General features: G+C 64.7%; 23 protein-coding genes. 19 read left to right on the plus strand and 4 right to left on the minus strand.

From position 1 onward, the window contains the following. Positions 1 to 9 precede the first annotated feature (9 nt). From K5845_RS05950 to K5845_RS06005, 12 genes are all read left to right on the plus strand, one after another. A complete protein-coding gene (locus K5845_RS05950; RefSeq protein WP_287958606.1) occupies positions 10 to 444 on the plus strand; it encodes a CopG family transcriptional regulator in 435 nt (144 codons plus the stop codon). A gap of 219 nt (positions 445 to 663) precedes the next feature. After that, positions 664 to 1,599 carry a P-type conjugative transfer ATPase TrbB gene (trbB, locus tag K5845_RS05955; protein WP_502814125.1) on the plus strand — a complete coding sequence of 312 codons (936 nt, stop codon included), beginning with the start codon at positions 664 to 666 and terminating at the stop codon, positions 1,597 to 1,599. After that, on the plus strand, positions 1,596 to 1,928 hold the full coding sequence (locus tag K5845_RS05960) for a TrbC/VirB2 family type IV secretion system protein (RefSeq protein ID WP_287958608.1): 333 nt from the start codon (positions 1,596 to 1,598) through the stop codon (positions 1,926 to 1,928). Before trbB ends, K5845_RS05960 begins: the two co-directional genes overlap by 4 nt. Then, the gene (locus tag K5845_RS05965; RefSeq protein ID WP_287958609.1) at positions 1,928 to 2,209 is read left to right on the plus strand and encodes a VirB3 family type IV secretion system protein; all 282 of its coding nucleotides are present in this window, start codon (positions 1,928 to 1,930) and stop codon (positions 2,207 to 2,209) included. The genes K5845_RS05960 and K5845_RS05965 overlap by 1 nt, the downstream gene beginning before the upstream one ends. A gap of 10 nt (positions 2,210 to 2,219) precedes the next feature. Next, positions 2,220 to 4,658, plus strand: coding sequence for a conjugal transfer protein TrbE (gene trbE, locus K5845_RS05970; protein ID WP_287958610.1), 2,439 nt, complete (start codon positions 2,220 to 2,222; stop codon positions 4,656 to 4,658). After that, on the plus strand, positions 4,655 to 5,419 hold the full coding sequence (gene trbJ / locus K5845_RS05975; protein ID WP_287958611.1) for a P-type conjugative transfer protein TrbJ: 765 nt from the start codon (positions 4,655 to 4,657) through the stop codon (positions 5,417 to 5,419). The genes trbE and trbJ overlap by 4 nt, the downstream gene beginning before the upstream one ends. 8 nt (positions 5,420 to 5,427) lie before the next feature. Then, complete coding sequence (gene trbK-alt, locus K5845_RS05980) at positions 5,428 to 5,751, plus strand: putative entry exclusion protein TrbK-alt (protein WP_287958612.1); 324 nt, start codon at positions 5,428 to 5,430, stop codon at positions 5,749 to 5,751. Positions 5,752 to 5,754: 3 nt separating this feature from the next. Beyond that, positions 5,755 to 7,107, plus strand: coding sequence for a P-type conjugative transfer protein TrbL (trbL, locus tag K5845_RS05985; protein WP_287958613.1), 1,353 nt, complete (start codon positions 5,755 to 5,757; stop codon positions 7,105 to 7,107). Further along, entirely contained in the window at positions 7,107 to 7,790 is a 684-nt protein-coding gene (gene trbF, locus K5845_RS05990; protein WP_287958614.1) for a conjugal transfer protein TrbF, read from the plus strand. The genes trbL and trbF overlap by 1 nt, the downstream gene beginning before the upstream one ends. Then, positions 7,787 to 8,836, plus strand: a complete 1,050-nt coding sequence (gene trbG / locus K5845_RS05995) for a P-type conjugative transfer protein TrbG (RefSeq protein ID WP_287958615.1) — start codon at positions 7,787 to 7,789, stop codon at positions 8,834 to 8,836. Before trbF ends, trbG begins: the two co-directional genes overlap by 4 nt. Continuing rightward, the gene (locus tag K5845_RS06000; protein WP_287958616.1) at positions 8,833 to 10,056 is read left to right on the plus strand and encodes a TraB/TrbI/VirB10 family type IV secretion system protein; all 1,224 of its coding nucleotides are present in this window, start codon (positions 8,833 to 8,835) and stop codon (positions 10,054 to 10,056) included. Before trbG ends, K5845_RS06000 begins: the two co-directional genes overlap by 4 nt. A 2-nt stretch (positions 10,057 to 10,058) precedes the next feature. Further along, positions 10,059 to 10,286: a DUF2274 domain-containing protein gene (locus K5845_RS06005; protein WP_287958617.1), complete on the plus strand. Its 228-nt coding sequence runs from the start codon at positions 10,059 to 10,061 to the stop codon at positions 10,284 to 10,286. Here K5845_RS06005 and K5845_RS06010 read toward each other — a convergent pair. Both K5845_RS06010 and K5845_RS06015 read right to left on the minus strand, forming a co-directional pair. Continuing rightward, positions 10,278 to 11,201, minus strand: a complete 924-nt coding sequence (locus K5845_RS06010; RefSeq protein WP_287958618.1) for a LysR family transcriptional regulator — start codon at positions 11,199 to 11,201, stop codon at positions 10,278 to 10,280. The two genes, K5845_RS06005 and K5845_RS06010, sit on opposite strands and share 9 nt — an antisense overlap. 133 nt (positions 11,202 to 11,334) lie before the next feature. Then, positions 11,335 to 11,994 (minus strand): ArsR/SmtB family transcription factor, encoded by a 660-nt coding sequence (locus K5845_RS06015; RefSeq protein WP_287958619.1) that lies wholly within the window; start codon positions 11,992 to 11,994, stop codon positions 11,335 to 11,337. Positions 11,995 to 12,091: 97 nt separating this feature from the next. Here K5845_RS06015 and K5845_RS06020 point away from each other — a divergent pair, with 97 nt between their 5' ends. From K5845_RS06020 to K5845_RS06040, 5 genes are all read left to right on the plus strand, one after another. After that, positions 12,092 to 13,318 (plus strand): MFS transporter, encoded by a 1,227-nt coding sequence (locus K5845_RS06020; RefSeq protein WP_287958620.1) that lies wholly within the window; start codon positions 12,092 to 12,094, stop codon positions 13,316 to 13,318. Continuing rightward, complete coding sequence (locus K5845_RS06025; protein ID WP_287958621.1) at positions 13,315 to 13,737, plus strand: hypothetical protein; 423 nt, start codon at positions 13,315 to 13,317, stop codon at positions 13,735 to 13,737. The genes K5845_RS06020 and K5845_RS06025 overlap by 4 nt, the downstream gene beginning before the upstream one ends. Beyond that, positions 13,734 to 14,270 (plus strand): prolyl-tRNA synthetase associated domain-containing protein, encoded by a 537-nt coding sequence (locus K5845_RS06030; protein WP_287958622.1) that lies wholly within the window; start codon positions 13,734 to 13,736, stop codon positions 14,268 to 14,270. Before K5845_RS06025 ends, K5845_RS06030 begins: the two co-directional genes overlap by 4 nt. 95 nt (positions 14,271 to 14,365) lie before the next feature. Further along, on the plus strand, positions 14,366 to 15,550 hold the full coding sequence (locus K5845_RS06035) for a trans-sulfuration enzyme family protein (RefSeq protein WP_287958623.1): 1,185 nt from the start codon (positions 14,366 to 14,368) through the stop codon (positions 15,548 to 15,550). A gap of 51 nt (positions 15,551 to 15,601) precedes the next feature. Then, a complete protein-coding gene (locus tag K5845_RS06040) occupies positions 15,602 to 15,805 on the plus strand; it encodes a type II toxin-antitoxin system TacA family antitoxin (protein WP_287958624.1) in 204 nt (67 codons plus the stop codon). Positions 15,806 to 15,907: 102 nt separating this feature from the next. On the opposite strand, the gene K5845_RS06045 is transcribed toward K5845_RS06040, so the two are convergent. Beyond that, positions 15,908 to 16,378 (minus strand): PaaI family thioesterase, encoded by a 471-nt coding sequence (locus tag K5845_RS06045; RefSeq protein ID WP_287958625.1) that lies wholly within the window; start codon positions 16,376 to 16,378, stop codon positions 15,908 to 15,910. 35 nt (positions 16,379 to 16,413) lie between these two features. After that, on the minus strand, positions 16,414 to 17,082 hold the full coding sequence (locus K5845_RS06050) for an ArsR/SmtB family transcription factor (protein WP_287958626.1): 669 nt from the start codon (positions 17,080 to 17,082) through the stop codon (positions 16,414 to 16,416). 74 nt (positions 17,083 to 17,156) lie between these two features. Between K5845_RS06050 and K5845_RS06055 the strand changes: the two genes are divergently transcribed. Next, positions 17,157 to 17,897, plus strand: a complete 741-nt coding sequence (locus K5845_RS06055) for an MBL fold metallo-hydrolase (RefSeq protein ID WP_287958627.1) — start codon at positions 17,157 to 17,159, stop codon at positions 17,895 to 17,897. 3 nt (positions 17,898 to 17,900) lie between these two features. Then, complete coding sequence (locus tag K5845_RS06060; RefSeq protein ID WP_287958628.1) at positions 17,901 to 19,139, plus strand: MFS transporter; 1,239 nt, start codon at positions 17,901 to 17,903, stop codon at positions 19,137 to 19,139. Positions 19,140 to 19,168 lie beyond the last annotated feature (29 nt).

Here is a 19,168-nt window from a genome sequence, read left to right on the forward strand (position 1 = left end):
GAGGCGACCTTGACGAAACCTCCCAAGAAGCAGCGCCTATCCGTGTACCTTGAGCCAGACATTATGAAGGCCTTGGCGGCGCATGCAGCGCGGCGCGGCCATTCGCTCTCCCTGATCGCAGAAGCTGGCATCGCCTCGTTCCTCTCTCCCGACGCGGCCGAGCGGCAGGAGGCCGCCATCGTTAAGCGGCTCGATCAGCTTGATCGGCGTTTGGCGCGCCTGGAGCGCGATCTCGGAATTTCGGTCGAGACGCTTGCCATCTTCGTGCGGTTCTGGCTGACCACGACGCCCGCCCTCCCGGAGCCAGCAGCTCAAGCGGCTCGAGCGAAGGCCGGTGAGCGCTATGAAGCGTTTGTAGCAGCGCTGGGCCGCAGACTCGCCACTGGCCCGAAGCTTCATCAGGAAATTTCGGAAGAGGTTGGTCGCGCGCGTGACGCGGAATAATCGCTCTACTGATCGACGCAAGTAGTCCTCTGTTCCGCCGATTGTCAGTATTCCTTCGCCACAGCACTACTACGACACGCCTGCTGTTGCGCCAGCCAATTATCCGGTTCTTTTAATCATCCCCGATCCAGGGCCGCGCATTGGGCGCGCCCGCGCAAGAACGGGGACGACGTGGCGCACCCTCACCAGAAATCAGAGGCGATCCTTCGTGGTGCGCGCATGCTGCGCACGGCCCTCGGGTCCGCCATCGCCCGGTTTCTGGAAGACCCCGCGATCGTCGAGGTGATGCTCAACCCCGATGGGCGGCTCTGGGTCGACCGGCTCTCGGAAGGACTTTCCGACACCGGTGAGCGCCTCTCGCCGGCCGACGGCGAGCGCATCGTCCGCCTCGTTGCGCACCATGTCGGCGCAGAGGTCCATCCCGGCGCCCCGCGCGTCTCGGCGGAGCTTCCGGAAACAGGAGAGCGCTTCGAGGGGCTCCTGCCGCCGGTCGTTGCCGCTCCAGCCTTCGCGATCCGCAAGCCGGCGGTCGCCGTGTTCACCTTGCAGGACTATGTCGCCGCCGGGATCATGTCAGGCGAGCAGGCCGAGGCCCTGCGCGCCGCCGTCGCCGACCGGCGCAACATCCTCGTCGCCGGCGGCACCTCGACCGGGAAGACCACTCTCACCAACGCGCTACTCGCCGAGGTGTCGAAGACCTCCGACCGCGTGGTGCTGATCGAGGATACGCGCGAGCTGCAATGCGCCGCGCCGAACCTCGTCGCCATGCGCACCAAGGACGGGGTAGCCACGCTCTCCGATCTCGTTCGCTCCTCGCTGCGCCTGCGCCCCGACCGCATCCCGATCGGCGAGGTGCGTGGCGCCGAGGCGCTCGATCTCTTGAAGGCTTGGGGCACCGGACATCCCGGCGGCGTCGGCACCATCCATGCCGGCACCGCGATCGGCGCACTGCGCCGCCTCGAGCAGCTCATCCAGGAAGCCGTCGTCACCGTCCCGCGCGCCCTGATCGCCGAGACCATCGACCTCGTCGCCGTCCTTTCGGGCCGCGGCGCCTCGCGCCGGCTCGCCGAGCTCGCCCGCATCGAGGGGCTCGGTCACGACGGCGACTACCGCGTCACTCCCGCCAGCCCGCCCCTCACAGGAGATCCGTCATGATCCGCAAAACCCTGCGCATTCGCCGTCATCTCGCGACGGCAGCCTCGGTCACCTTCCTCTCGCTCATGCTCGCGCCGGCCGCTCACGCCTCCGGCTCGTCCATGCCGTGGGAAGCGCCCCTGCAATCGATCCTGGAATCGATCGAAGGTCCGGTCGCCAAGATCATCGCGGTGATCATCATCATCGTCACCGGCCTGACGCTCGCCTTCGGCGACACGAGCGGAGGCTTCCGGCGTCTGATCCAGATCGTGTTCGGTCTGTCGATCGCCTTCGCGGCGTCGAGCTTCTTCCTGTCCTTCTTTTCGTTCGGCGGTGGAGCGCTGGTCTGATGACGCTCGGCGTGGACCCCGCCGGCGAGGTGCCGGGCTTCTCGGTCCCGGTGCATCGGGCGCTGACCGAGCACATCCTGCTCGGCGGCGCCCCGCGCTCGATCGCGATCATGAACGGGACTCTGGCAGGCGCCGTCGGACTTGGCTTGCGCCTCTGGCTGGTCGGCCTGGCGCTCTGGGCCATCGGCCATTTCGCCGCCGTCTGGGCGGCCAAGCGCGATTCCCAGTTCGTCGAGGTCGGACGCCGGCACCTGCGCATCCCGGCCTTCCTGTCGGTCTGAGGCGGCGCCGATGATGAACCTCGCCGAATATCGCAACCGCAACGCCCGACTCGCCGACTTCCTGCCATGGGTCGCGCTCACCGGCGAAGGCGTCATCCTCAACAAGGACGGCAGCTTTCAGCGCACCGCCCGCTTTCGTGGTCCCGATCTCGACAGCGCGGTGCCGGCCGAGCTGGTGGCGGTCGCGGGCCGCCTCAACAACGCCTTCCGCCGCCTCGGCTCCAGCTGGGCGATCTTTGTCGAAGCGCAGCGCCACGAGGCGGCGACCTATCCCGCGAGCCGGTTTCCGGACCCGGCGTCGGCGCTGGTCGATGCCGAGCGCAAGGCGGACTTCGAGGAAGCGGGCAGCCACTTCGAGTCGAGCTACTTCCTCACTTTCCTCTATATGCCGCCGGCCGAGGACGCCGCGCGCGCGGAGGGCTGGCTCTATGAGGGCCGGGACCGGGCCGGCGTCGATGCGCATGAGATCCTGCGCGGCTTTGTCGATCGCACCGACCGCATCCTGCAGCTCATTGACGCCTTCATGCCGGAATGCGCCTGGCTCGATGATCCCGAGACACTGACCTATCTGCATTCGACGGTCTCGACGAAGCGCCACCGCGTCCGCGTTCCCGAGACGCCGATGTATCTCGACGCGCTCCTTGCCGACCAGCCGCTCGCCGGCGGGCTCGAGCCGCGCCTCGGCGACATGCATCTGCGCGTTCTCACGATCGTGGGCTTCCCGACCGCCACCACGCCCGGCATCCTCGACGAACTCAACCGGCTCGCCTTTCCCTATCGCTGGTCGACCAGGGCGATCCTGCTCGACAAGACCGACGCCACCAAGCTGCTGACCAAAATCCGGCGGCAATGGTTCGCCAAGCGCAAGTCGATCGCCGCCATCCTCAAGGAGGTGATGACCAACGAGGCGTCGGTGCTGGTCGATACCGACGCCGCCAACAAGGCCGCCGATGCCGACCTGGCATTGCAGGAGCTCGGTGCCGACTATGCCGGCCAGGCTCATGTCACGGCCACCATAACGGTGTGGGACGCCGATCCGCGCATCGCCGCCGAGAAGCTCCGTCTCGCCGAGAAGGTGATCCAGGGCCGCGACTTCACGGCCATGCCCGAGACGATCAATGCGGTCGACGCCTGGCTCGGCAGCCTGCCAGGTCATGTCTACGCCAACGTCCGGCAACCGCCCATCAACACGCTCAATCTCGCCCATATGATCCCGCTCTCCGCGGTGTGGGCGGGACCGGAACGGGACGAGCACTTCGCAGCACCCCCACTGCTCTTCGGCAAGACCGAAGGCTCGACCCCGTTCCGGCTCTCCATCCATGTCGGCGACGTCGGTCACACCCTGATCGTCGGCCCGACCGGCGCCGGCAAGTCGGTTCTGCTGGCGCTGATGGCGCTGCAGTTCCGCCGCTATCCGCGCTCGCAGGTGTTCGCCTTCGACTTCGGCGGCTCGATCCGGGCCGCCGCGCTCGCCATGGGCGGCGACTGGCACGATCTCGGCGGTGGGCTGACCGAGGGGGCCGAGGACAGCGTCGCCCTTCAGCCGCTCGCCCGCATCGACGATGTCGCCGAGCGGTCTTGGGCCGCCGACTGGTTGACCGCGATCCTCGCGCGCGAAAGCGTCACCATCACGCCCGAGGTGAAGGAGCATCTCTGGTCGGCGCTGACCTCGCTCGCCTCGGCGCCGGTCGGCGAACGGACGCTGACGGGCCTGTCGGTGCTCCTCCAGTCCAACGACCTCAAGCAGGCTTTGCGACCCTATTGCGTCGGGGGCCCCTATGGTCGGCTGCTCGATGCCGAGGCCGAGCATCTGGGCGAAACCGCGGTCCAAGCCTTCGAGACCGAGGGCCTGATCGGCACCGGCGCCGCGGCCGCCGTCCTCGCCTACCTCTTCCATCGCATCGAGGACCGGCTGGACGGGCGGCCGACCCTCATCATCATCGACGAGGGTTGGCTGGCGCTCGACAACGAAGGCTTTGTCGGCCAGCTCCGTGAATGGCTGAAGACGCTGCGCAAGAAGAACGCCAGCGTCATCTTCGCCACCCAGTCGCTCTCCGATATCGACGGTTCGGCGATCGCGCCGGCGATCATCGAGAGCTGCCCGACGCGCATCCTCCTTCCGAACGAACGCGCCATCGAGCCGCAGATCACCGCCATCTACCGGCGCTTTGGCCTTAACGACCGCCAGATCGAGATTCTCGCGCGCGCCATGCCGCGGCGCGACTATTACTGCCAGTCCCGCCGCGGCAACCGGCTGTTCGAGCTGGGCCTCTCCGACGTGGCGTATGCGCTTTGCGCCGCCTCGTCGAAGACCGATCAGGCCGCCATCGCCGGCGCCTTCGCCGAGCACGGCCGTGACGGCTTTTTGGACGCCTGGCTCCGTCATCGCGGCGTCGACTGGGCGGCCGACCTCATCCCCAACCTCAACAATAAGGAGACGTCCTCATGATCTCACGCCGTTCGCGCGCGGCCCGGCTCGCGGTCGCCCTGCTCACCACCTCCACCCTCGCAGCCCCGTTCCTGTCTGCGCCAGCCCAGGCGCAATGGATCGTCTACGATCCCACCAACTACGCGCAAAACCTGCTCTCCGCGACGCGCGCGCTCCAGCAGATCAACAGCCAGATCACGTCGTTGCAGAACGAGGCGACGATGCTGATCAACCAGGCGCGCAACCTCGCGAGCCTGCCTTACTCCTCGCTCCAGCAGCTTCAGCAGTCGGTGCAGCGCACCCAGCAGTTGCTCGGCGAGGCACAGCGCATCGCCTACAACGTCCAGAACATCGATCAGGCGTTCCGCACCACCTATGGCAACGCCTCGATGTCGGCGTCCGATCAGCAACTCGTGGCCGATGCGCGCGAGCGCTGGCAAAACACCGTCGGGAGCCTGCAGGACGCCATGCGCGTGCAGGCCGGCGTCGTCGGCAATATCGACACCAACCGAGCCCAGATGTCGGCGCTGGTCGGCCAGAGCCAGGGCGCTACTGGCGCTCTGCAGGCGACCCAGGCGGGTAACCAGCTTCTCGCCCTGCAAGCCCAGCAGCTTGCGGATCTGACCGCCGTCGTCGCCGCCAATGGCCGCGCGCAGGCGCTCACCGAGGCCGAACGCGCCGCAGCCGCCGAACAGGGACGCGAGCAGCGCCGGCGCTTCCTGGCGCCAGGCCAAGGCTATCAGCCGGGCAATGCCCGGATGTTCCCGAATAGCGGCAATTGAGGGCGGCCATGGACGGCAAGATGCTCGCGCGCCTCGGCGCCATCGTCTTCATCGCGGTCGCGGTCACCGCGACCGCAATCGAGATGAGCCGGGACGAGGAGCCGGCGGAGAGCTGGGCCTCCGCCCGGCCGGCCACGACTCCGTCCGATCCGCTGCAGCGTGAGCTCATCCGTTGCCAGGCGCTCGGCGAGGCCGGTGCGCGCGATGCCGCCTGCCTGCAGGCCTGGGCGGAGAGCCGCCGCCGCTTCCTCGCGCCCGGCCAGCCGCGCGCCGAGCGCCTGCCGGACAATCCGCCGGCTCCGACGCCAGCCGATCCGGCCGAGGCGCGATAGGCCATGAACAACACTGGCGTCATCGATCATTTCCTCGAGGTCTTCACCCGCTACATCGATGGCGGCTTCGGCCTGCTCGGCGGCGAGGTGGCATTCATCGCCACCACTCTCATCGTGATCGACGTGACGCTGGCCGCGCTGTTCTGGTCGTGGGGCGCCGACGACGACATCATCGCGCGGCTCGTCAAGAAGACGCTGTTCGTCGGCGTCTTTGCCTACATCATCGGCAACTGGAACAATCTCGCCCGGATCGTTTTTGAGAGCTTCGCCGGCCTTGGCCTCAAAGCATCCGGCACCGGCTTCTCGGTCGCCGACCTGCTGCGTCCCGGCAAGGTGGCGCAGACCGGCCTCGATGCCGGCCGGCCACTGCTCGAATCCATCTCCGGCCTGATGGGCTGGATCTCCTTCTTCGAGAACTTCATCCAGATCGCCTGCCTGCTCTTCGCCTGGGCGCTGATCCTGCTCGCCTTCTTCATCCTCGCCATCCAGCTCTTCGTCACGTTGATCGAGTTCAAGCTGACGACGCTCGCTGGCTTCGTGCTCATCCCGTTTGGCCTCTTCGGCAAATCAGCTTTCATGGCGGAGCGCGTGCTCGGCAACGTCATCTCATCGGGCATCAAGGTCCTGGTGCTCGCCGTCATCATCGGCATCGGCTCGACGCTGTTCTCCGAGTTCACCCAGGGGTTCGGCGGCGCGACGCCGTCAATCGACGATGCCATGGCCATCGTGCTCGCCGCGCTCTCGCTGCTCGGCCTCGGCATCTTCGGCCCGGGCATCGCCTCGGGCATCGTCTCCGGTGGCCCGCAGCTCAGCGCCGGCGCCGCGGTGGGAACCGGCCTTGCCGCCGGGGGCATGGTCGCTCTCGGCGCAGGTGCGGTCGGCGCGGCCGCGACAGGCGGGGCATCGCTGGCCGGCGGGGCCGCGGCCGCCGCGCGCGGCGGCGCAGCCCTCGCGGGTGGCGCCTCGACCGCATACAGCCTCGGCGCGGTGGGTCAATCGGGAGCAGCCGGCGTCGCATCCGGCCTCGGCGGCGTGGCTCGCGCCGCCGGAAGCGCCGCGGCCTCGCCGCTGCGCCGTGCCGCGACACGCGCGGCCGAGAGCATGCGCTCGAGCTTCAATGCCGGAGGGCGCGCGGCCTTGGAATCGACCGGCGGGAGCTCGACCGCGGGGACCATCGGCGGTGACGCCGCTGAGGTCGCACCGGCGGCGAAGGCCGACGGCCCGCCGGCGTGGGCGCAGCGCATGCGCCGCCATCAGCAGATGACCCATGCCGCCCAGGCGACCGCGCACGCCGTGCGCTCCGGCGACCCCCATGGCGGCGGCTCTTCCGTCAATCTCTCCGAAAGCGACCGCTAATGTTCAAACGACCCTCCACCCATTACGGCAAATCCCCTGAACCCGAGACGCCCTACCAGCGCGCCGCGCAGGTCTGGGACGAGCGCATCGGTTCGGCCCGGGTCCAGGCCCGAAACTGGCGCATGATGGCGTTCGGTTCGCTCTTCCTCTCGGCCGGATTCGCCGCCGCGCTGGTCTGGCAGTCGGCGCGCGGCACCGTCGTGCCCTGGGTGGTGCAGGTCGACCGGCTTGGCCAGGCGCAGGCGATCGCACCTGCGGAGGCCGCCTATCAGCCGACCGATCCACAGATCGCTTTCCATCTCGCGCGGTTCATCGAGCAGGTCCGTTCCATCCCGGCCGATGCGATCATCGTCCGGCAGAACTGGCTGCGCGCCTACGAGTTCACGACCGATCGCGGCGCGGCGGCGCTCAACGACTATGCGCGCGCCAACGATCCCTTCACGAGAGTCGGTCGGCAGCAGGTCGCGGTCGAGGTCTCTAGCGTGATCCGCGCTTCACCGGACTCGTTTCGTGTCGCCTGGATCGAGCGCCGCTACGAGAACGGCCAACTCGCCACCACCGAGCGCTGGACCGCGATCCTGACGATCGTGATCCAGACGCCGCGCAACGCCGAGCGCCTGCGCGCCAATCCGCTCGGCATCTACGTCAACGCCATCAACTGGTCACGGGAGCTTGGGCAATGAAGCCGTCTTTCCGTAAAGCCGGAATGCCGGCTTCGTACATTTCCGCCGTCCCGACATTGCGCAAGGGCGCATTGCCGGTCCTGATGCTGGCGGCGACCGCGCTCGCCGGCTGCGCCACCACCAATCCGCCTCCGGAGATCTCCTACGACAATGCTGCACCGGCGGTGCAGACCGTCGATCCGCCCGCACCCGTCACAGTGGTCGAGGTTCCTCGCCCCCTGCCATTGCCTGGCCAGCTCCAGCGCGTCGAGCGGTCGCGGTCATCGCCCGAGCCCAGCGAGCCCACGGCGCGCGTCAACCAGGCCAATGCGGCGGCGCGCGTCCAGCCAGTCCGGGACGGCTTCATCAACTCGATGCAGGTCTATCCCTTCACGCAAGGGGCGCTCTATCAGGTCTACACCGCCGTGGGCCAGATCACCGACATCGCGCTGCAGCCCGGCGAGCAGCTCGTCGGCTCCGGCCCGGTCGCCGCCGGCGACACCGTGCGCTGGATCATCGGCGACACGCTGAGCGGCTCCGGCCCCACGCAACAGGTTCATATCCTGGTCAAGCCGACCCGGCCCGACCTGATGACCAATCTCATCATCAACACCAATTTGCGCACCTACCACATGGAGCTACGCTCGACCGAGCGCACCTATATGGCGTCGGTCTCCTGGCAATATCCGCAGGACCAGCTCATCGCGCTGCGCAGGCAGAATCAGCAGGCGCAGGCCGCGCAGCCGGTGGCGACCGGCGTCGACCTCGCCAACGTCAATTTTCGCTACGCGATCGAGGGGGACCGTGCCCCGTGGCGGCCGCTGCGCGCTTTCGACGACGGGCGGCAGGTCTTCATCGAGTTCCCGCGCGGCATCGGCCAGGGCGAGATGCCGCCGGTCTTCGTGGTCGGACCGGAGGGCAACACCTCCGAGCTCGTCAACTATCGCGTCCGCGGTCACCACATGATTGTCGACCGGCTGTTCGCCGCTGCCGAGCTGCGCTTCGGCGCGGGCCGCGACCAGAAGCGCGTCCGGATCGTCCGCACCGACGGGAGGCCGACATCGTGAGCGAGACGGATCCCCGGAAGGAGGAAGGGCCTGAGGACCGTGCCGAGCCGCTGACCGGCGAGCCCGCCGGCGCTCAGGCGATGCGCCTGCGAGCCGAGCCGCCGCGCGTCACGCGGCTGTCGCGCAGGGTGCTGGCCGGCGTTGGTCTCGTCGCAAGCGTCGGGATCGGCGGCGCCCTCATATACGCCCTGCAGACCCGCGATAGCGGTCGTCCGAACGAGGAGCTCTACTCGACCGAGAACCGCCCGACCGCCGATGGCATCGCGGGACTGCCCCGAGACTACAGCGCCGTACCTCAGCTCGGTCCGCCGCTTCCCGGCGATCTCGGGCGGCCGATCCTCGGCGCCCAGAGCCGGGGCCAGCCGGTGCCGGCGCCGGGTGTCGCGCCGCCGCAGCCCGGCCTCAGTCCCGAGGAGCAAAGGCGGCTTCAGGAGCTTGAATCGGCGAGGACAGCGCGCCTGTTCGCCCCGACCGAGACGCGAAGCGCCAGCCCGGCAGCATCAACGCCGGCTGGGGCCGCCCCGGCAATTCCAGATCTCGCGGGCCTGGGCCTCGCACCGCAGCCGGTGACACCTACCGCCCAGGATCGTCAGAACGCCTTCCTCAACGCCGCCGCCGATCGCCGGACCGTCGCGCCCGATCGCGTCGCCGCGCCGGCGTCACCCTATGTCCTGCAAGCCGGCGCCGTGATTTCAGCGGCGTTGATCACCGGCATCCGCTCCGATCTGCCGGGCCAGATCACCGCGCAAGTGACCGAGAACATCTACGACAGCCCGACCGGTCGCATCCTGCTCGTGCCGCAGGGCACCCGCGTGATCGGGCAATATGACAACAACGTCCAGTTCGGGCAGAGCCGGGTCCTCCTGGTCTGGAACCGGCTGATCTTCCCGAACGGCCGATCGATCGTGCTCGAGCGCCAGCCCGGCGCAGACGCCGAGGGCTATGCCGGTCTGCAGGACGGCGTCGATTATCACTGGTGGGAGCTCGCCAAGGCGGCGGGGCTCTCGACCCTGCTGAGCATCGGTTCAGAGCTTGCGGTCGATGATGAGGACCGGCTGCTCCGCGCCATCCGCAACGGCGGTCAGGACACCTTCAATCAGGCCGGACAGGAGATCGTCCGGCGCCAGCTCAACATCGCGCCGACGCTGACGATCCGTCCGGGCTTCCCCGTCAGGGTGATCGTCACCCGCGATCTGGTGCTTGAACCCTATGGAGGCTGACCATGGCAAAGCTGAAGCTCGGGCCGATCATTGACGATAAGCCGGTCAAGGTGACGATCGAGCTCCCGGCCGCGCTTCATCGTGATCTTGTCGCTTACGCTGAGGTGCTGGCGCGCGAGACCAGACAGGAAATCGGCGATCCTACCAAGCTCATCGTCCCCATGCTGGAGCGCTTCATCGCCACCGATCGCGGATTTTCGAAGGCGAGACGTGAATCACCGTCATCTTGAAGCCTGAGCTGTCTGGTCGATGTCGCGCAGCCAGCGACGCGAGAGTCCACGGGCGAGGCTAAGCAATCTTCGCAGCGCCGGATTGTCGTTGCGCGCAGACCAGATCGCGGAAAACGGAAGGAGATCGGTCGCGAGCTTCCTATAGACGACGCCCGGATATTGGACGCCGATCGTCGCCTCGCTCGTCACCGTCAGACCGCGGCCCATCGCCACGAGATTCATGAGGTTCTCACGTCCGACGGCATGTTGCTCCACTTCGGGATGATGCCCCAGCTCGGCCAGATGCTTCATCAGGTAGTCGTAGATCTCGGGCCCGGGATCGGCGTTCATCACGATGAGCTTCCGATCCTTCAGCATCGACCAGGTGACCTCCCGTGCTGCCGTAAGCTTATCGTCCGCCGGCAGTGCCACATAGACCCCCTCGTTCCAGAGATGCGCCCGGTCGCAATCATCGGCGATCGGCTCGCCTGTCAGAAACGCGACATCCAGTTGGAAGCGTTGGAGCGATGCGATGTGATGCGCCGGGCCGCCTTCGATGACCTCCAACCGAACCGACGGGTGGGCCAAAATATAGGCGCGTACAAGCTCCGACAGGAAGCCTGACGCCAGCGACGTGAAGATGCCGATACGAACAGAGCCGTTTTCGCCGCGTCCAAAGGCGCCGACGTTCGTGACAGTATGCTTGATCTGCTCAATCGCCTTGCGCGCGCCGGGCAGGAACTGGTTTCCGGCCTGGGTCAGATAGACCCCGTTGTGTGAACGTATAAAGAGAGCCACTCCCAACTCGTCTTCAAGATCGCGGATCCGCCGGCTGATTGTGGACTCGGGAAGATCGAGAACCCTCGCCGCGCGACGAAAACTGCCAGCATGAGCAGCGGCGATCACGTATTGTAGTTGACGGAAGTCAATCGTCACACACCGTCGCCGGCGCTCCGGCTCTCGGCCTCCCCAGCGTGCCGAACCGCAAGGCCGCTCGGTCTTAATGCGGCTACCGCGTCTCCTGATCTACAGAGATTAAGCGCGGGGTCGGGCATCTTGGGGTGACCACCTACGCGACCGCCTCTACCTCGAGGCCGGCGGCAACCCATTCGGGATAGCCGTCCTCCAGTCTCCGCACTTGATAGCCTTTCGCACGAAGCGCGGCGACCGCCTCGAATGAAAGGATGCAATAGGGACCGCGGCAGTAGGCGATGATCTCTCGATCTTTCGGGAGCTCGGCCAAGCGCCGCTCCAGCTCTTCGAGCGGCACATTGAGAGCGCCAGGCACATGTCCGAGCGAGAACTCGTCCTCCGGCCGAACGTCAAGCAGCACCACGCTCGACTCGGAAAGGCGGTGGATCAACTCCTCCCGCGACACCGGCTCCAGCATGTCGAGCTTTTCGAAATAGTCCGACACGATTTCCTTCACCTCGGCGCAGTTCTTCTCGGCGTAGCAGCGAAGGGCGCCCAGCAACGAAAGCACAGGGCCATCGCCGAGACCGTAGAGCACCTGTTTTCCCGCTCTTCGGGATTGAACGAACCCCGCCCGGCGAAGCTGGTGAAGATGTTGAGAGGTGTTGTTGACCGACATCCCGGTCAGTTCCGCCAAGCGATCGACCGATCGCTCCCCCTGCGACACATACTCAAGCAGTTCGAGCCGGTTCGCATGTCCGAGGGTGCGAGCCACTTCAGCGAACTGCGCAAAGACCTGTTTTTTCGCCCCGGCCATTGACAAAGCCGCCCTTCACGTTGAATCATTCAAGGAATACATTGAATGATGAATCAGCCAGTGTCAATCCTATGCCTTTGCGGGGGTCCGGTCGACAATGAGAAAACACAGCCACAGGCAAGTCTTCGTCCTTGCCACGGCCCAAGCGCTGTTTCAGACCGCTTCCGTCCTGGTGATGACGGTGGGCGGTCTGGCAGGAAGCCAAATTGCAAGCCGTCCCGAACTGGCGACCGTCCCGATCGCCGCGATGTTTCTCGGCACCGCTATCACGACGTTCCCGGCATCGGCATGGATGGCGAGGGTCGGCCGGCGAGCCGGCTTCCTGCTCGGCGCTACACTGGGCATACTCGGGGGGCTTATCGGAGCCGGTGGCATATGGCTGGGCTCATTGGCGCTCCTTGCTCTCGGCACCCTGCTGGTTGGCGCTTACCAAGCCTTCGCCCAGTTCTATCGCTTCGCAGCGGGCGAAGTCGCGGATGACGCCTTCCGTCCGCGAGCCATCTCCCTGGTGCTTGCCGGCGGCGTCGTCGCCGCATTGCTCGGCCCGATGTTGGGACGCCTGGGCGGCCCCTTGCTGCAACCCGCTTATGTAGGCTCGTTCCTGATCCTTGCGATCGTGTCGCTCGCTGCGTTCGGCACTCTGCTCGCGCTCCGAATGCCGAACATCGCAACCGATCACGTCGATACCGGCAAGGGTCGTCCGTGGGCGACCATCGTCACTCAGCCGGGCTACCTCGTCGCTCTATTCGGGGCTGCCACCGGCTACGGGATCATGATCCTCGCGATGACTGCGACTCCGATCGCGATGACCCATCACCATCATGAACTGACGACGGCGGCTACCGTCATCCAATTGCATGTCCTTGGCATGTTCCTGCCATCGTTCTTCACCGGCACATTGATTGCGCGCTTCGGTGTGCTGCGCATCATGCTCGCCGGTGTGGCTCTGCTCAGCGCCCATGTCCTCATGACGTGGACAGGCACCGGCTTCGGGTCCTTTGCAAGCGCGTTGGTGCTGCTCGGAGTGGGCTGGAACTTCCTCTACATCGGCGGCACGACGCTGTTGACCACCACCTATAGCCCTGCCGAAAAAAGCCGGGCCCAAGCCACGAACGACATGACGATCTTCATCGTCGGGCTTGCCTGCTCCTTCGGCGCTGGAGGCCTTCTCGAGGCGGTCGGCTGGCAGACCCTGAACGGCCTGCTGCTGCCTTGGCTGGCAATAGCTGCGCTCGTCCTCCTCTGGTTCAGCTTCCGAACCTCTGCCGCCGCGCGGTCTGCGCCGGATCTCTCTCCCGCAAGCATTAGAAAGGGTGCTCGATGACCCGCTATCCGCTGTCTACTGTCGTGAAAGCAGTGGGGATTTTATCGATCACGGCGAGCCTCGTGACCTGGGGAACAGACCTCCTCGGGATCGTCGACCCATGTGCCTATTGCCGCGTCAGCCGGTCTATCATCGGCATCTTGGGAGCGCTGATGCTGCTCTCCTCCGCGTCCCACTGGCTACTGCAATATTTGACGACAACGATAGCCGCACTCGGCGTCGTCGTCGCCGGGACGCAGCATTTCAACGCCTGGAATGAAATCTCCAAAGGGCATTTTGATTTCTCTGCTCCGCTGTACGCCAATCACTACCTCCACTTCCTGATGTCCGCCGGAGCGCTGATGACGATCGTCGCTCAGATCCTCCTCATCCACGGCTTGGCTGGACAGCCGCTCCACACAACGAAGAGGCCTGCATGACTGAAACGCTTCTCGAATCCTGCGCCGCAGAGCCGCGCGCGCGCCTCTTTGACCGTTTCGCCAATCTCGCAATAGCGGCCCCAACCGTCCCTTACCCAGCACACAAGACAGTTGAAGAAGGAAAGGCTCTGCGCGGCCAAATGGCCGGAACGTTCACGAAGAACCTTCTGCTGAAAGACAAGAAGAGCCGTCATTTCCTTTTATCGATCCACGAGGATCGAACCATCGATCTTAAGACGCTGCACAAGCGGGTTGGGGCCAAGGGCCAGCTCGGTTTTGCATCAGGGGAGAAGGTAGAACAGTATCTCGGCGTCATACCCGGCGCTCTCACGCCTTTGGGCCTTATCAACGATATTGAGGGTGCGGTTACGGCCGTGATCGACGCGTCTCTCCTCGATGCGGATCAGCTCAACTTCCATCCTCTGATCAATACCGAAAGCACCGGCCTTCGGCCCGACGATCTTTTGACCTTCATCCGCTCATGCGGTCGCGAGCCCATGATCGTCGATTTTGATGAGCCCGTTCCCGATTAGGGGAACGGTCGCACCGCCGGCGCGTCGGAGCTGAGATTTTCTCGCCCAGCGTCCCCCAAACCCTAATCAACTGACCAATGACGAGGAGCGCTTAAATGGCGACCGAAGCCGATACTCAAACCGGACTTTCAACCTTGTGCGTCCATGGCGGCGAGCAGCTAGACGCCAACGGTGGCATCCATACCCCCCTCTACAATCATTCCACCTTCGGCTTCCCATCCACGGAGGCTCTGCTCGATGTCGTAGAAGGGCGCGCAGATGGAAACCTCTATACGCGCTACGGTCTCAACCCAACGATCAAGTCCGTCGAGCGCAAGCTAGCTCTTTTGGAGGGCGGAGAGGCAGCACTGGTCTTCAGCTCCGGGATGGCCGCGGAGGCAGCCACGATTCTGGCCAACTGCCGGAATGGCGATCACATCGTCTGCATAGGCGACGTCTACGGCGGCACCTATGAGCTTCTGGAAAGCAATCTGCCCAACCTCGACATCAACACGACATTCCTCCTCGGCAGCGAGATCGGCCGGCTCGACGACGCCATCACCGACCGCACCCGCATCGTCTTCTTCGAGACGCCCACCAACCCGAACATGGAAGTGATCGACATCGCCGGGGCGGCGAGGGTCGCCAAAGCACGTGGCGTCCTCGTGGTCGTCGACAATACTTTCGCGTCACCGGTCAACCAGTCGCCGCTCAAACTCGGCGCCGACATCGTCGTTCACAGCACCACCAAGTATCTTGGCGGCCACAGTGATCTCACCGGCGGCGTCGTGATTGCGGCCAAGTCGCTGATCGATCCGATCTGGCCATGGCGGAAAAATCTCGGGCAGATGATGGCGCCGGAAGTCGCTTTCCTGCTCGCGCGCAGCCTGCGCACGCTCGTGGTCCGCGTACGTCAGCAGAACGCCAACGCGCAGGCGGTCGCTGAATTCCTTGCGGGACATCCCAAGGTCAAGAAAGTCAACTACCCTGGCCTGCCAAACTTCGCCGGCCACAATGTTGCTGCCGCACAGATGGCCGGTTTCGGCGGCATTCTCAGCTTTGTTTATGACGGTGACGCACAAGCCACAGCCGCCGCCGTCGACAAGCTCAGATACTTCACGATAGCGGCAAGCCTGGGCGGCGTCGAAAGCTTGGTGACGCAACCCATCACAACGACCCACCACGGCATGACGCCCGAGGAACGCGCGCGGCGCGGCATCGTCGATGGCATGGTCCGCCTGTCCTGCGGCTTGGAAGACGCCGAAGACCTCATCGCGGACCTGAAGCAGGCGCTTAGTTAAGCCACGACGCGGGCCGTCGCCCGCACCAGGTCAATTCCGAAGGAGAAGTAAATGTCGGCCATCACACCGATCGACTCGCTGAGATTTTCCGAGGGCGATCTGACGCTCATTGATGTGGCAGCACGACAGTTTGGGCAATCGCGGCTTGAATTCATGCGTGAGGCCGTTCTTGCCTCTGCGCGGCAGGTGTCAGACTACTGGCATTTGGCGGAGGTCCAAGAACGAGCCTACGACGCCTTTATGCCGATCATTTAGGAAACGCCGCTGCTTAGGCGGCTGCGACACGCCCACCTTCTCGGTCGAGCTTGCGCCGTCCTCGTCCGCGGCGCGCCGTCAGGAAGCCGGTTCGCTCTGCTCCTAGGGCGCCCGCGTCTTCCGACGATATTCGATCGCAAGCATTTCCGCGCTCGCACATAGCTCGTCAGCCGCACTCAACGATAGCGCGATGGTCGCTTTACGGCCGTCAAGGGATGACAGAGATCCGCGAATGACCAATTCCACTCCGAGGGGGGTGGGACGTTTGTATTCGATCCTCAGCGAGGCTGTTACGAACCGGATCGGGTCTTGCCCGTGACCCCACTCTAGGCCCCGCTCGCGGAGAGCGAAAGCGGCGGCCGAAGCCGTCCCATGACAGTCGAGCAGTGAGGCGATCATTCCGCCATAGACGTGCCCGGGATATCCGCCGCTGTAGAGGTCAGCCGGCGTGAACCGCGCTACAGTCTCGGTCCCGTCGACATAGCTCTTCAGATGCAGCCCCCGCGCGTTCGCACGGCCGCAGCCATAGCAATGCGCGAACTCTTCGGGATAGAAGTCCTGGATCGCCTTCACGCTCTATCCCCTCCGGATGTCGTGACCGCTCGCGCCTAGACGCGAGATTCAACCGCGAGCCCTGCTGCCCGCCATTCGGGAAATCCATCCTCGAGGCGGCGAGCGCTGATGCCTTTGGCGCGCAAAGCGGCGACGGCCTCATAGGCGAGCACACAGTATGGCCCGCGACAGTAAGCGACGACCTCCACACCCTTTGGTAGCTCACTCAAGCGCTTCTCCAATTCAGCGAGGGGAATGTTGCGAGCCCCAGGAACGTGTCCCGCCGCGAACTCGTCCTCCGGCCGGACATCCAGCACGATAGCTGTCCCCTGCGCCACGCGCTCAGCCAAGTCCGCCCGCGAAACCGGCTCCAGGGAGTCACGGGCATGGAAGTAGTCGTTCATCACGCGGCCAATCTCGGCAAGATTTCGCTCTCCGACTTGGCCAAGCGCCTTTATTAAGGCGACGACTTCAGCGCTGCTGGCAAGACTATAAAGCACCCGCTTGCCCTGACGCTCGCTCTCCACGATGCGAGCCCGCCGAAGGATCTGCAGGTGGCGTGATGTGTTCGCGAAGGACATGCCCGAGAGCGCGGTAAGGTCCTCGACCGACCGCGCGCCCTGCGCGATGTGCTCCAGCAACTCCAGTCGATTTGCGTGTCCGATAGCCTGCGCGATCTCTGCGAGGCTTTCGAAGATCGCTTGCTTCGGTCCAACGCTTGACAAGCCGTCCTCCTAAGATAAACATTCAGCAGAATGATTGAATCAATCTATCACCTCGCTTTATGGAGTGCAAGCTGATGATCCTGCGACAGTTCCTACACGATGATCCGGTTGGCATCTCGTACCTCCTGGGTTGCGGGGGAAAGGCGACCGGGGCTGTGGTCGATCCGGTGGCTGAACCCGACTTCTATCTCGCCGCGGCACAGGCCGCCGGGATGAAGATCGACTATGTGATCGATACGCACGTGCACGCCGATCACGTGTCCACAGGGCGAGCTCTCGCCGATGTTGCGGGTGCAGAATACGTGCTGTCCGAGCGGGCTGACGTGGCCATCCCGTTCAAGAGCGTGAGCGATGGCGACGAGCTTTCGTTAGGCAACGTCACGATCAAGGTATTATCGATTCCCGGGCATACACCCGAGCACATCGCATTGCTTGTCACGGATCGCACGCGCGCCGACGAGCCTTGGTTCGTGGTGACCGGGCATACGCTTATGGTCGGCGACCTCGGTCGCACCGAACTGGCGGTCAGCGCCGAGATAGGTGCGAAGGATCTGTTCAGCAGCGTTCAAAAGCTGAAGGCGCTTCCTGACTACGTCCAGGTCCTGCCCGGTGCCTATGCAGGCTCCGTTTGCGGACGCAGCCTCAGCGCAAACCCCGTATCCACCATCGGGTTCGAAAAGCGGCACAACAAGGCCTTCGGTATCGAAGACGAAGCGGAATTTATCGACTTTATGCTCACCGACATCCCGCCTGCGCCTCCGGAGGCGGCGAGGCTACGCGCCGCGAATTCTGGACGGTCGGCCGCGGTGGCCTGACCTATGAATTCCGCGTCGACAACTTCAGAAACCGTAGTGCTGGGCTTGAAGGAGAACTGGCGTCAGTTCTCGCTTCTCGTACTTATCAACGCTTTCGTAGGCGGCATGGTGGGCATCGAGCGGACAGTCGTGCCGCTGATCGGCTCCGAAACCTTCCACATCGAATCCACGACGCTCATCACGTCATTCATCATCAGCTTTGGCGTGGTGAAAGCATTCGCAAACCTGATCTCCGGCCAACTAGCCGACAGCTGGGGCCGCAAACGTGTCCTCATTGTCGGCTGGCTGATCGGTTTGCCCGTCCCTTTCATGATTATCGCCGCGCCGAACTGGGAATGGGTGATTGCCGCCAACGTTCTGCTCGGCCTCAGTCAAGGCTTTGCATGGTCAATGACGGTCATCATGAAGGTCGATCTGGTTGGGCCCAAAAGTAGAGGCCTCGCAGTCGGCCTCAATGAGTTCGCCGGCTATCTCGCCGTCGGTCTAACGGCATTCCTGACCGGCTACTTGGCCAGTCGTTACGGTCTGCGCCCAGCGCCGATCTATCTTGGCGTGCTCTATGCTATCGCTGGCACGATCCTCTCAATCCTCGTGGTCCGCGATACCAGACACCACGTTAGGCTCGAGGCAAGCGGCATCACGAAGGAAGCTTCGCCTCTCTCGTTCCGGGAGGTCTTTATGTTGACCTCCTTTAAGGATCGCAACCTCTTCTCCGCATCGCAAGCGGGCCTCGTCAACAACCTGAACGATGGCATGAGCTGGGGTATTTTCCCGCTCTTCTTCACCACGCTCGGCCTCGGCGTCGAACGGATTGGCATTCTCAAGGCGGTATATCCGGTCGTCTGGGGCATCGGGCAAATCGTAACCGGTCCCCTTAGCGACCGTTGGGGCCGAAAGGGCTTGATTGTCGCCGGGATGTGGGTTCAGGCGGCGGGCCTGGTTCTGACCGCCCTGACTGGCCGCTTCGAATGGTGGTTCGTCGCCAGCGTTCTGCTCGGGCTCGGCACCGCAATGGTCTACCCGAGCTTGATAGCTGCCGTGTCCGACGCCTCACATCCCACGTGGCGAGCGCGCTCCCTTAGTGTCTATCGCTTCTGGCGAGATCTCGGTTACGCGATCGGAGCGCTCGCGGCCGGCCTTATCGCCGACAGCTTCGGTTTCGCTGCTGCGATTCTCGCAATCGGCGCGCTCACTTTCCTGTCGGGCCTCATCGTCGCGGTGACGATGCGTGAACACCGTTGATCGGCAGACGCCTACCAGCGTCCGAACTC

This window comes from Filomicrobium sp., from assembly GCF_025698805.1.
GTDB classification, from domain to species: Bacteria; Pseudomonadota; Alphaproteobacteria; order Rhizobiales; family Hyphomicrobiaceae; genus Filomicrobium; species Filomicrobium insigne.